Origin of the sequence: Streptantibioticus rubrisoli (assembly GCF_024436055.1) — a bacterium.
GTDB lineage: Bacteria > Actinomycetota > Actinomycetes > Streptomycetales > Streptomycetaceae > Streptantibioticus_A > Streptantibioticus_A rubrisoli.
Window position 1 is genome coordinate 1 of record NZ_JANFNH010000027.1, and the last position, 12,212, is coordinate 12,212.

At 70.9% G+C, this 12,212-nt stretch carries 9 protein-coding genes; all 9 read left to right on the plus strand.

Going from position 1 to position 12,212, the window contains the following annotated elements; all coding sequences use genetic code 11:
• The first annotated feature begins 61 nt into the window (after window positions 1-61).
• Complete coding sequence (locus tag NON19_RS20905; protein WP_308213711.1) at window positions 62-1,108, plus strand: methionine synthase; 1,047 nt, start codon at window positions 62-64, stop codon at window positions 1,106-1,108.
• A 37-nt stretch (window positions 1,109-1,145) separates the two neighbouring features.
• The gene (gene ligA, locus NON19_RS20910) at window positions 1,146-3,305 is read left to right on the plus strand and encodes an NAD-dependent DNA ligase LigA (RefSeq protein ID WP_255930243.1); all 2,160 of its coding nucleotides are present in this window, start codon (window positions 1,146-1,148) and stop codon (window positions 3,303-3,305) included.
• Window positions 3,306-3,500: 195 nt separating this feature from the next.
• Window positions 3,501-5,609, plus strand: coding sequence for a putative bifunctional diguanylate cyclase/phosphodiesterase (locus tag NON19_RS20915; RefSeq protein ID WP_255930245.1), 2,109 nt, complete (start codon window positions 3,501-3,503; stop codon window positions 5,607-5,609).
• 208 nt (window positions 5,610-5,817) lie between these two features.
• Window positions 5,818-6,114, plus strand: a complete 297-nt coding sequence (gatC, locus tag NON19_RS20920; protein WP_255930247.1) for an Asp-tRNA(Asn)/Glu-tRNA(Gln) amidotransferase subunit GatC — start codon at window positions 5,818-5,820, stop codon at window positions 6,112-6,114.
• A 2-nt stretch (window positions 6,115-6,116) separates the two neighbouring features.
• Window positions 6,117-7,610, plus strand: coding sequence for an Asp-tRNA(Asn)/Glu-tRNA(Gln) amidotransferase subunit GatA (gene gatA, locus NON19_RS20925; protein WP_255930249.1), 1,494 nt, complete (start codon window positions 6,117-6,119; stop codon window positions 7,608-7,610).
• A complete protein-coding gene (locus NON19_RS20930; RefSeq protein ID WP_255930250.1) occupies window positions 7,607-7,846 on the plus strand; it encodes a PIN domain-containing protein in 240 nt (79 codons plus the stop codon). Before gatA ends, NON19_RS20930 begins: the two co-directional genes overlap by 4 nt.
• A 24-nt stretch (window positions 7,847-7,870) precedes the next feature.
• Window positions 7,871-9,379, plus strand: coding sequence for an Asp-tRNA(Asn)/Glu-tRNA(Gln) amidotransferase subunit GatB (gene gatB, locus NON19_RS20935; RefSeq protein ID WP_255930251.1), 1,509 nt, complete (start codon window positions 7,871-7,873; stop codon window positions 9,377-9,379).
• A gap of 280 nt (window positions 9,380-9,659) precedes the next feature.
• Window positions 9,660-11,897 carry an MMPL family transporter gene (locus NON19_RS20940; protein WP_255930252.1) on the plus strand — a complete coding sequence of 746 codons (2,238 nt, stop codon included), beginning with the start codon at window positions 9,660-9,662 and terminating at the stop codon, window positions 11,895-11,897.
• 91 nt (window positions 11,898-11,988) lie between these two features.
• Window positions 11,989-12,162: a hypothetical protein gene (locus NON19_RS20945; RefSeq protein WP_255930253.1), complete on the plus strand. Its 174-nt coding sequence runs from the start codon at window positions 11,989-11,991 to the stop codon at window positions 12,160-12,162.
• Window positions 12,163-12,212 lie beyond the last annotated feature (50 nt).

Sequence of the window (12,212 nt, forward strand, 5' to 3'; positions counted from 1 at the left end):
GGAAACGCTCCCGAAGGCGGCCGGGGCGCAGGCCGCCCCGGGCGTCTCATACGCTCGGGGCGTGAGCACCGAGAACGAGACCCAGCCCCGCCCGTTCACCCCACCCGCCGGAGCGGCCACCGGTGTGGGATCGATGCCCGGTGGCGATGCGCGGGAGGCCGCGCGGACCGCCGTCGGCACGGTGGAGGCGCTGCCGTTCCTCCCAGAGCTCCCCGCACGGGGACCCGGCGCCGACATGATCGGCCGCTCCCTCGGCATGCTGGTGGAGCTGTACGCCCGGGTGGAGCCCAGCGGCTGGCGGTTCGGCGACCGGCCGGGCCGCGACACCCGGCGCGCCCGCGGCTGGCTGGTGGAGGACCTGGACGCGCTGGAGGAGTTCACCCAGGGCTACACCGGCCCGCTTAAGGTGCAGGCCGTGGGGCCGTGGACGCTGGCCGCCTGCGTCGAGCTGAAGGGCGGCGAGGCGGCGCTCGGGGACCCCGGCGCCTGCCGCGACCTGACCGCCTCGCTCGCCGAGGGCCTCCGGCAGCACGTGGCCGACGTGCGGCGCCGGGTGCCGGGCGCCGAGGTGGTGCTCCAACTGGACGAGCCGTCGCTCACCGCCGTGCTGCGCGGACAGGTGCGCACCGCCAGCGGCTACCGGACGTACCGCGCGGTGGACCGCGCGCTGGTCGAGGGCGCGTTGCGGGAGATCGTGGCGGCGGTGCGCACGCCGGTGATCGCGCATTCGTGCGCCCCCGACGTGCCCTTCGCGCTGCTGCGGCGCTCCGGTGTCACCGGTGTCTCGTTCGACTTCGCACTGCTCACGGAGCGTGAGTGGGACGCCATCGGGGAAGCCGTTGAGGGAGGCGTCAAACTGCTCGCCGGAGTGGTGCCCGGCGCCGACGCGGATTCGGGCACCGATTCGAGGGCATTGTCAGACCCTGCCGGTAGCGTCAGTGGGGTCCGGTCGTTGTGGCGCAGGCTGGGGCTGGCACCGGGGACGCTCGCGGAGTCCGTGGTGGTGACTCCCGCGTGCGGTCTCGCGGGCGCCTCGCCAGCGTACGCCCGCGCGGCGCTGGCGCACTGCGTGAAGGCGGCCAGGACACTCGTTGACGACCCTGAGTAGCCGCTCGCAGCGCGCAAGAGGACAACGGAGGACCGGCATGGAGACACCGGCAGAGGTACGGGAGCGGCACGCCAAGCTGGCCGAGCAGGTCGAGGAGCACCGCTTCCGGTACTACGTGAAGGACGCGCCGGTCGTCAGCGACGCCGAATTCGACCGGCTGATGCGCGAGTTGGAGTCCCTGGAGGAGGAGTACCCGCAGCTGCGCACTCCCGACTCGCCGACCCAGAAGGTCGGGGGCACGTACGCCACCGAGTTCACCGAGGTCCGGCACCGCGAGCGGATGCTCTCGCTGGACAACGCGTTCGACGAGGCGGAGTTGACGGCCTGGGCGGAGCGTGTACAGCAGGATCTGGACGGTGTGCCGTACCACTTCCTGTGCGAGCTGAAGGTGGACGGCCTGGCCGTCAACCTCACCTACGAGCGAGGCAGGCTGACCCGTGCCGCCACCCGTGGCGACGGCCGCACGGGCGAGGACATCACGCCCAACATCCGCACCATCGGCGAGATCCCGGGCCGCCTCAAGGGCGACCGCATCCCGGAACTGGTGGAGGTGCGCGGCGAGGTCTACTTCCCGATGGAGGAGTTCCAGGCGCTCAACGCCCGGCTGGTGGAGGCTGGTGAGAAGCCGTTCGCCAACCCGCGCAACGCGGCGGCCGGTTCGCTCAGACAGAAGGACCCGCGCATCACCGCCAGCCGCCCACTGCACATGGTGGTGCACGGCGTCGGCGCCCGCACCGGTTTCGACATCGACTGCCAGTCGCACGCCTACGAGCTGCTGCACGAATGGGGGCTGCCGACGGCCGCGCACTTCAAGGTGGTCGACTCCATCGACGAGGTGCGCGAGTACATCGCGTACTACGGCGAGAACCGGCACTCCGTGGAGCACGAGATCGACGGTGTGGTGGTCAAGCTGGACGAGATCGCGCTCCAGGGCCGCCTGGGCTCGACCTCGCGCGCACCGCGCTGGGCGATCGCCTGGAAGTACCCGCCGGAGGAGGTCAACACCAAGCTGGTCGACATCCGGGTCGGCGTCGGCCGCACCGGGCGGGTCACGCCGTACGCCGTGGTGGAGCCGGTGACGGTGGCGGGCTCCGAGGTGGAGTTCGCCACCCTGCACAACCAGGACGTGGTCAAGGCCAAGGGTGTGCTGATCGGTGACACGGTGGTGCTGCGCAAGGCCGGTGATGTGATCCCGGAGATCCTGGGGCCGGTGGTGGACCTACGCGACGGCACCGAGCGGGAGTTCGTGATGCCCGCCGAATGCCCGGACTGCGGCACGGCGTTGCAGCCGATGAAGGAGGGCGACGTCGACCTGCGCTGCCCCAACTCGCGTTACTGCCCTGCCCAGTTGCGGGAGCGCATCTACTACCTGGCGGGCCGCAAGTGCCTGGACATCGAGAACTTCGGCTATGTCGCGGCGGCCGCGCTCACCCAGCCGCTGGAGCCCGCCGATCCGCCGCTGCGCGACGAGGGCGACCTGTTCGACCTGACGTTCGAGGAGCTGCTGCCCATCCGGTCGTACGTACTGGATCCGGACACCGGTCTGCCGAAGCGCGATCCGAAGACCGGTGAGGACAAGGTCGTCACCTTCTTCGCCAACCAGAAGGGCGAGCCGAAGAAGAACACCCTCGCCATGCTGGAGAACATCGCGGCGGCCAAGGAGCGTCCGCTGGCCCGGATCATCACCGGCCTGTCCATCCGTCATGTCGGCCCGGTCGCGGCGGAGGCGCTGGCCCGCGAGTTCCGTGACCTGGACCGCATCGCGGAGGCCGACGAGGCGGAGCTGGCCGCCGTGGAGGGCGTCGGCCCCACCATCGCCGCCTCGCTCAAGCAGTGGTTCGCCGAGGACTGGCACCGGGAGATCATCGAGAAGTGGCGGAGGGCTGGAGTCCGCTTCACCGAGGAGGGCTCGCACGAGGGCCCCCGGCCGCTCGAAGGGCTCACCGTGGTGGTTACCGGAACCCTCCAGGAGTACACGCGAGATGGCGCGAAAGAAGCGCTCGCCAGCCGCGGTGCCAAAGTGACAGGGTCTGTTTCGAAGAAGACCGGATTCGTTGTGGTGGGGGACAACCCCGGTTCGAAGTATGACAAGGCGGTCCAACTGAAGGTGCCGATCCTCGACGAGGCGGGGTTCGCCGTGCTGCTCGAACAGGGCGCGGACGCGGCTCGTGAGGTGGCGGTCAACCCGACCGAATAACAGGTATACGTCACCCGTTCGGCGCATACCAGAAGGATGAGGGAAGCAGTGTTCCATTCGGGCAACCACGGTGGATCGCTGCCCGCGGCGGGCTTATCCGGCCTACTGTTGAGGAGCGCTACTGCCGGGCATCAGTCCCAAAGCCGGGCGTGGCAACCAACAGGCGCAGCACCCCCGGCTGTGAGAGGGACGGGCATGAAACCGACGGACAGCGCCGAACCGGCTTCGCGCCGACGGCGGTCCGCCGTGCCGCCGGTACCCCCGGCGGTGCTGCGCGGAGGGCTGGTGGCCGGTGCCGCGCTGGCGCTCACGGCGGGCGTGGCACGGATACTGGCGGACGGTCACGCGCTGTTCCCCGGCGGCGCGCCGGGCTGGGCGTTCGCCATCCTCACCGGCATCATCGTCGGCCACCTGGTGGCGCTCGGCCGCGACCGCTGGTGGGGCGGCACCGGATCGGGCGCCGCGCTCACCCTGGCGATGCTGATGCTGTACGGCTGGGTGCCGTCGGTACTGGTGAGCCTGGCCGTGGTGGTGCTGGTCGGCACGGCACGCAGGCACCGATGGCGGCAGGCGGTGCTGCACGGTGCGGTGGACATCCTGGGCATCGGTGCGGCGGCGCTGGCGCTGGCCGTTTCCGGCAACCACCCCTCGGTGGAGAGCCCCTGGCGGCCCGAAACCTGGCAGCTGTCCGCGCTGCCGGTGGTCATCGCGGCCTCGATGTGCTACCTCGCGGCCACCCGCGCCCTGCTGTGGTACGCGGTGGCGCCGCGCGGCGGCGGGCTGCCCACGGTGGCCCGTACCGCGCTGATACGGCAGGGCCTGGTCGGGGTGGCGCTGCTGGGCATCTCACCGCTGATCGTCGTGGTGGCCGACCGTATGCCGGTGGTGCTTCCGCTGTTCGCGGTGCCGTTGATCGCGCTGGACTCCACGCTGTGGATCGCCAGGGCCCGCGCGGAGGAGCAGTTGCGTGATCCGCTGACCGGGCTGCCCAACCGTCAGTGGCTGCTGGAGCGCACTTGGTCGGCACTGGACCACGCCGAACGCAACGGTGAACGGGCGGCGTTGGTCCTGATCGATCTCGACCGGTTCCGCTCGGTCAATGACACACTCGGTCATCTCGCCGGTGATCGGCTGCTGTTGCAGATAGCCGACCGGCTGCGGCTCGCCCTGCCGCGCGGTGCGGAGGCCGCCCGCCTCGGCGGTGACGAGTTCGCGGTGCTGCTTCCCGCCTGCGACTCGCCGACCCGCGCCCAGCGGGTGGCCCGCACGCTGGTGGGGGCCCTCAGCTCACCGCTCAACCTCGACGGGCTGACGCTGGTGCTGGAGGCCAGCGCCGGGGTGGCGGTCTTCCCGGACCACGCGGTGGACGCCGAAGGGCTGCTGCGGCGCGCGGACGTGGCGATGTACGAGGCCAAGCAGGACCGTAGCGGGGTCGAGGTGTACGAGGCCACCCGGGACGGCAACACCCCTGACCGGCTCGGCCTGTTGGGCGATCTGCGGCGCGCCCTTGACGTGGGCGACGTCAAGCTGCACTACCAGCCCAAGGTCCGGTTCGACGGGCAGGTCGCCGGGCTTGAGGCGCTGCTGCGCTGGGAGCATCCGGAGCGCGGCCGGGTCAGCCCCGAGGAGTTCATCGCGATCGCCGAGAGCTCCGGGCTGATGCCGCAGTTGACTGAGTACGTGCTGGAGACCGCGCTGGCGCAGGTGGCGCGGTGGCGGCAGATGGGGATAGAGGTGCCGGTCGCGGTGAACGTCTCGCCGCGCGATGTGCACAGTCCCGGGTTCGCGGGGGCGGTCGCCGCGCGGCTGGCGCGGCATGGAGTGCCGCCGGGGGCGCTGCAGTTGGAGATCACCGAGCACGTTCTGCTGGAGGATCCGCAGCGTGCCGCCGACACGTTGGCCGGGTTGACCGGGCACGGGGTGAAGATGTCGCTGGACGACTTCGGCACCGGGTACTCGTCGCTGGTGCATCTGCGGCGGCTGCCGGTGAGCGAGTTGAAGATCGACAGGTCGTTCGTCGCCCGGCTGGTGGTCGACACCGAGGACGCGGAGATCGTCCGCTGCACGGTGGACCTGGCGCACTCCCTGGGGCTGCTGGTGGTCGCGGAGGGTGTCGAGGACGACGAGACATGGGAGCGGCTGCGGGACCTCGGGTGTGACGCGATCCAGGGGTGGCTGGTGGCGGCGGCGATGCCGCCGGAGGAGACGACGGCTTGGCTGCGGATCCGGGCGAAGAGCGGTTGGCACCGGGGCGACGCGGACGCGGTCGCGGAGGCGTCCTCTTCCGGCCAGCCGGTGAAGTAGTTCTCCCGCCCACTCGCCCCGGCACCCCACCCGCGGGCCGCGGCCCCAACCGCGCGCCGGGGCGCGCCCCGCCCTCGCGCGCGGCGCGCCGGGCCGCGTCATGCCCGTGACCGGGGGAGCCCCGGTGGTTAACCGTTTCGCGGGCGTGCGGCCCGGAGCCATAGGATTGGGCGCGGAAACTACAGACTCACTCCCTGAGGATCGCCACATGCCTGGCATCACGCGCGAGGAGGTCGCCCACCTCGGCCGGCTGTCGCGTCTTGAGCTGAAGGACGAAGAGCTCGATCACTTCGCCGAGCAGCTCGACGAGATCATCGGCGCGGTCGCCCGCGTCTCCGAGGTGGCCGGCGAGGACGTACCGCCGACCTCCCACCCCCTGCCGCTCACCAACGTCATGCGCCCGGACACCGTCCGCCCGTCGCTGACCCCCGAGCAGGCCCTGTCCGGTGCCCCGGCACAGGAACAGCAGCGCTTCAAGGTGCCGCAGATCCTGGGGGAGGACTGACCATGACCGACCTGACCAGGCTCACCGCGGCCGAGACGGCCGCGAAGATCGCCTCCGGCGAGACCTCTGCCGTCGAGGTCGCCCAGGCCCACCTGGACCGCATCGCCGCGATCGACGAGAAGGTGCACGCCTTCCTGCACGTCGACACCGACGGCGCGCTGGCCGCCGCCCGCGCGGTGGACGACAAGCGCGCCAGGGGCGAGAAGCTCGGCCCGCTGGCCGGTGTCCCGCTGGCGCTCAAGGACATCTTCACCACCGAGGGCGTGCCGACCACGGTCGGCTCCAAGATCCTCGAAGGCTGGATCCCGCCGTACGACGCGACCGTCACCAAGCGTCTGAAGGCCGCGGGCATCGTCATCCTCGGCAAGACCAACATGGACGAGTTCGCCATGGGGTCCTCCACCGAGAACAGCGCCTACGGCCCGACCTCCAACCCCTGGGACCTCACCCGTATCCCGGGCGGTTCCGGCGGCGGCTCCTCGGCCGCGCTCGCCTCCTTCCAGGCGCCGCTGGCCATCGGCACCGACACCGGCGGCTCGATCCGCCAGCCCGCGGCCGTCACCGGCACCGTCGGCGTCAAGCCGACCTACGGCGGGGTGTCCCGCTACGGCATGGTCGCCTTCTCCTCGTCGCTCGACCAGGGCGGCCCGTGCGCCCGCACCGTGCTGGACGCGGCGCTGCTGCACGAGGCGATCGCCGGGCACGACCCGCTGGACTCCACCTCCATCGACGCGCCGGTTCCGCCGGTGGTCGAGGCGGCGCGCAACGGCGACGTCAAGGGCCTGCGGGTCGGTGTGGTCAAGGAGTTCGCCGGTGAGGGCTACCAGGCCGGTGTGATGCAGCGGTTCAACGAGTCCGTGGAGCTGCTGCGCGAACTGGGCGCCGAGGTCGTCGAGCTGTCCTGCCCGTCGTTCAGCTACGCGCTGGCCGCGTACTACCTGATCGCGCCGTCCGAGTGCTCCTCGAACCTGGCCCGGTTCGACGGCCTGCGGTACGGGCTGCGCACCGGCGACGACGGCACCCGCAGCGCCGAGGAGGTCACCTCCCTCACCCGTGAGGCCGGGTTCGGCCCCGAGGTCAAGCGCCGCATCATGCTGGGCACCTATGCGCTCAGCTCCGGCTACTACGACGCGTACTACGGCTCGGCGCAGAAGGTGCGCACGCTGATCACCCGGGACTTCGAGCGGGCCTTCACGGACGTGGACGTCCTGGTCTCGCCGACCACCCCGACCACCGCGTTCCCGATCGGGGAGCGGGCGGACGACCCGATGGCGATGTACCTCGCCGACCTGTGCACCATCCCGGCGAACCTCGCGGGCAACGCGGCCATGTCGCTGCCCTGCGGGCTCGCGCCGGAGGACGGTCTGCCGGTGGGCCTGCAGATCATCGCCCCCGCGCTGGCCGACGACCGGCTCTACCGGGTCGGCGCGGCGGTCGAGGCCGCGTTCACCGCCCGTTGGGGACACCCGCTGCTTGAGGAGGCACCGACTCTATGAGCACCGTGAAGAAGGTCAAGTGCTTCAAGAACTCCAGGCCCGGCACCTACCTGCAGATCGGCACCTCGCTGTTCGGTGCCGTCTCCGTGATCAAGCAGCTGCGTACCGCGCGGAGCGAGGGCGACAAGCTCAAGCTCATCGACGCGGTGGTGGGTGCGACGGCCATCGTCACCGGCGTGGCCCTGCTCGTACGCGATCTGCGCCGCCTCGACAGCGGCGACGTCCTCGCCGACTGACGGGTCAGAAAAGGGAAAGTTTCCGTGACTGTCACTGAAGACCTGGTGTCGTACGAGGACGCGCTGGCGGCGTACGACCCCGTCATGGGCCTTGAGGTCCATGTCGAGCTGGGCACCAAGACCAAGATGTTCTGCGGCTGTTCGACCGAGTTGGGCGCGCCGCCCAACTCGCAGACCTGCCCGACCTGCCTCGGCCTGCCCGGCTCGCTGCCGGTGGTCAACGCGGTGGGCGTGGAGTCCGCGGTGAAGATCGGGCTCGCGCTCAACTGCGAGATCGCCGAATGGTGCCGGTTCGCCCGGAAGAACTACTTCTATCCGGACATGCCGAAGAACTTCCAGACCTCGCAGTACGACGAGCCGATCGCCTTCAACGGCTATCTGGACGTCGAGGTCGACGGCGAGACCTTCCGGGTCGAGATCGAGCGCGCCCACATGGAGGAGGACACCGGCAAGTCCACCCACATCGGCGGTGCGACCGGCCGTATCCACGGTGCCCAGCACTCGCTGCTCGACTACAACCGGGCCGGCATCCCGCTGATCGAGATCGTCACCAAGCCGATCGTCGGCGCCGGTGCCAAGGCTCCCGAGGTGGCCAAGGCGTACGTGGCCGAACTCCGCGAGCTGATCAAGACGTTGGGCGTCTCCGAGGCCCGCATGGAGATGGGCCAGATGCGCTGCGACGTCAACCTGTCGCTGCGGCCCATCGGCGAGGAGAAGTTCGGCACCCGCTCCGAGACCAAGAACGTCAACTCGCTGCGCAGCGTGGAGCGTGCCGTCCGGTTCGAGATCCAGCGGCACGCCGCCGTACTGAGCGCCGGTGGCAAGATCGTGCAGGAGACCCGGCACTTCCACGAGGAGCACGGCTCCACCACCTCCGGCCGGATCAAGGAAGAGGCCGAGGACTACCGGTACTTCCCGGAGCCCGACCTGGTCCCGGTCGCGCCGCCGCGCGAGTGGGTCGAGGAACTGCGGGCCGGGCTGCCGGAGTTGCCGCGGGTGCGGCGCATGCGCCTGCAGGCGGAGTGGGGCATCTCCGACCACGAGATGCAGTCGGTGCTCAACGCGGGCGCGATCGACTCGATCGTCGCCACGATCGACGCGGGCGCCCCGGCCGACCAGGCCCGCAAGTGGTGGATGGGCGAACTGGCGCGCCGCGCCAACGAGTCCGGCACCGACCTGGCCGCGATGCCGATCTCCGCGGCGCAGGTCGCCCGGGTCTGCGCGCTGGTCGCCGAGGGCACCCTCAACGACAAGTTGGCCCGCCAGGTGATCGAGGCGGTGCTGCTCGGCGAGGGCGACCCGGACCAGGTGGTGGAGCAGCGCGGACTGGCCATCGTCTCCGACGACAGCGCGCTGGGCGCGGCCGTGGACGATGCCATCGCGGCCAACCCCGCGGTGGCCGACAAGGTCAGGGACGGCAAGGTCGCGGCGGCTGGCGCGCTGGTCGGCGCGGTGATGAAGGCCACGCGCGGCCAGGCCGACGCCGCCCGGGCCCGTGAGCTGATCCTGGAGCGCCTGGGCGTCCAGGGCTGAGGCCCGCCACAGGTTACGGAAGGCGGCGATCCGGTTCCTCCGGGTCGCCGCCTTCCACATACCGCCACGCATCCGCCCCGCGCCGCATAAGGCCTGGATAAGCCCCTGATGAGCGCTCGCTGAAAATTCCCGTCCAAGGCTGTGAGGAAGACCACGAAAGCCGCAAACGATCTCTTCCTGCTGCGAGAGTGGACGGCTGTACCCGGTGTTCTTTGAGGGTCTTCGGTATGAAAGATCCTTTTGATCGGGGAAGTTCCAACAAGCGCCAGGAAGCAGGGGAATGGCCGCACTCGCCCGGTGGTGTGTGAATCGCCGCTTCGCCGTCATCGTGCTGTGGCTGGCGGCGCTCGTCGGACTCAGTACGGCGGCCTTCGCCACCGGATCCGCGTACTCCAGCGTCTACAACGTGCCCGGCACCGAGGCCGGACGGGCGGCGGCGCTGCTCAACAAGGCCTTCGCCGGCGCGGCGGGCTCCGCCGACACCATCGTCTGGCACACCGCGCACGGCACCGTGCGCACCGCCTCGGTGCGGCAGCGGATCGGCCACGCGCTGGACGAGGTCGCCAAGCTGCCCGGCGTCCGCACCGTCAGCACCCCGTACGGCCCGCAGGCCGCGGCCTCCGGTGCCGGTGGCGCGCAGATCAGCCGGGACGGGCACACCGGGTACGCCACCGTCACCTTCGACGCCGACGCCGAGCACCTCAGCGCCAGCCAGGTCAAGCGGGTGGTCCACACCGCGAAGTCCGCCGCGGCCAAGGACCTCCAGGTGGAGCTAGGCGGTGACGCGATCGCGCTCACCCAGCCGAGCCACGGGCAGCTCAGCGAGGTCGTCGGGGTGGCGGTGGCCGCCGTGGTGCTCCTCGCGGCGTTCGGCTCGCTGGCGGCGATGTGCCTGCCGATCGTGACCGCCGTGGTCAGCGTGGGCGCGGCGACGATGGGCATCCAACTGCTCAGCCACATTATGAACATCGCCGACTTCGCACCCATGCTCGGCACGTTGATCGGCCTCGGCGTGGGCATCGACTACGCGCTGTTCATCGTCACCAGGCACCGCAGAGGACTGCGGCGCGGCCTGTCCGTACCGCGGGCGGCGGAGCGCGCCATCGCCACCTCGGGACGCGCGGTGGTGTTCGCGGGCGGCACGGTGTGCGCCGCGGTGCTGGGCATGCTCGTGCTGCGGCTGAGCTTCCTCACCGGGGTGGCGATCGCCGCCGCGGTGACCGTACTGCTGACCGTCGCCGCCTCGGTCACCCTGCTGCCCGCGCTGTTGGGCGTCATCGGCAGGTTCGCGCTCAGCAAGCGGGAACGGCGGCGGCTCGCGGAACACGGCCCGCAGCCGGAGCTGCCCACCGGGCTGGCCGCTCGCTGGTCGGGCTTCGTGGAACGCCATCCGCGGCTGCTGGCCGCGGTGGCCGCCGTGGTGATGCTGGTCCTCGCGGTGCCCACGGTGTCGATGCGGCTGGGCACCTCGGACCAGGGCAACGATCCGTCGACCTCCACCACCCGCAAGGCGTACGACCTGGTCGCCGAGGGCTTCGGGCCAGGCGTCAACGGCCCGCTGCAGTTGGTCGCGCGGACCGACGACGCGGCCGCCAAGGTCGCCCTGGACAAGCTCACCGACACCCTGCGCGCCACCCACGGCGTCGCCTCGGTGGCCGCCGGAGGCGCCCAGCGCGCCGGTGACGTCGAGGTGTTGACCGTCGTCCCCACCACCGAACCGCAGTCCCAGGCCACCACCGACCTGATCAACCGGCTGCGGCACGAGGTGATCCCGGCCGCCGAGAAGGGAACGGACCTGCGGGTCGAGGTGGGCGGCGTCACCGCGGGATACGACGACTTCGCCTCCGTCATCGTCGGCAAGCTGCCGGTCTTCGTCGGCGTGGTGATCGCACTCGGCGGCGTACTGCTGTTGCTCGCCTTCCGTAGCCTGGGCATCCCGGTCAAGGCGGGGCTGATGAACCTCGCCGCCGTCGCCTCCTCGTTCGGCGTCGTGGCGGTGATCTTCCAATGGGGCTGGGGCAGCGAGCTGTTGGGCCTGGGACGGGCCGGTCCCATCGAACCCTTCCTGCCGGTGATCATGGTCTCGGTGCTGTTCGGGCTCTCCATGGACTACCAGGTGTTCCTGGTGAGCCGGATGTACGAGGAGTGGCAGGAGACCCGCGACAACCGGCGGGCGGTACGGGTCGGGCTGGCCGAGACCAGCCGGGTGATCAACTCGGCCGCGGTGATCATGATTTCGGTGTTCCTGGCGTTCGTGCTCAGCGGCGACCGGGTGATCGCGATGTTCGGCGTCGGACTGGCCGCCGCCGTGGCGCTGGACGCTTTCGTGCTGCGCACCCTGCTGGTACCGGCGCTGATGCACCTGCTCGGCCGGGCCAACTGGTGGCTGCCCGACTGGCTGGAGCGCGTACTGCCCCGGCTGAGCATCGAGCCGCCCGAGACTGAGGCGGTACCGCGACCGCCTAAGGCCCTCCCACCGCCGCAGGCGCTGCGGCCTAAGGCACCGGGCAGCGCATAGATCGGGAAGTCGCCCGATGTGGCGCACCCCCCTGGGAGACGAGGCTTGGGGCAGATCGAGAAAGCCCGAGTCACCAGTCACAGGGGGCGTCATGTACTACTACGAGTCCGAGATCCGGTCCCGCGCCGCCGAACTGCGGCAGGCCGCCTACCAGTGGCGGCAGGCCCAGGAGGCGCGCCGCGGCGGAGCCGCCGCCGCACCGGCGGCGAGCGGCCGCACGATGGCCCGGCTGCGGTCCCTCATCCACCCGCGACTGGCCGCCTGACCAGCCGGTATGACCGTCACCGTGCCGGTGGGCAGTACACTGCGCGCCGG

Coding starts and splice junctions, on each gene's coding strand:
- NON19_RS20940 (WP_255930252.1), top strand. CDS start 9,660: ATGGCCGCACTCGCCCGGTGGTGTGTGAATCGCCGCTTCGCCGTCATC.
- NON19_RS20945 (WP_255930253.1), top strand. CDS start 11,989: ATGTACTACTACGAGTCCGAGATCCGGTCCCGCGCCGCCGAACTGCGG.
- NON19_RS20915 (WP_255930245.1), top strand. CDS start 3,501: ATGAAACCGACGGACAGCGCCGAACCGGCTTCGCGCCGACGGCGGTCC.
- gatC (WP_255930247.1), top strand. CDS start 5,818: ATGCCTGGCATCACGCGCGAGGAGGTCGCCCACCTCGGCCGGCTGTCG.
- NON19_RS20930 (WP_255930250.1), top strand. CDS start 7,607: ATGAGCACCGTGAAGAAGGTCAAGTGCTTCAAGAACTCCAGGCCCGGC.
- ligA (WP_255930243.1), top strand. CDS start 1,146: ATGGAGACACCGGCAGAGGTACGGGAGCGGCACGCCAAGCTGGCCGAG.
- gatA (WP_255930249.1), top strand. CDS start 6,117: ATGACCGACCTGACCAGGCTCACCGCGGCCGAGACGGCCGCGAAGATC.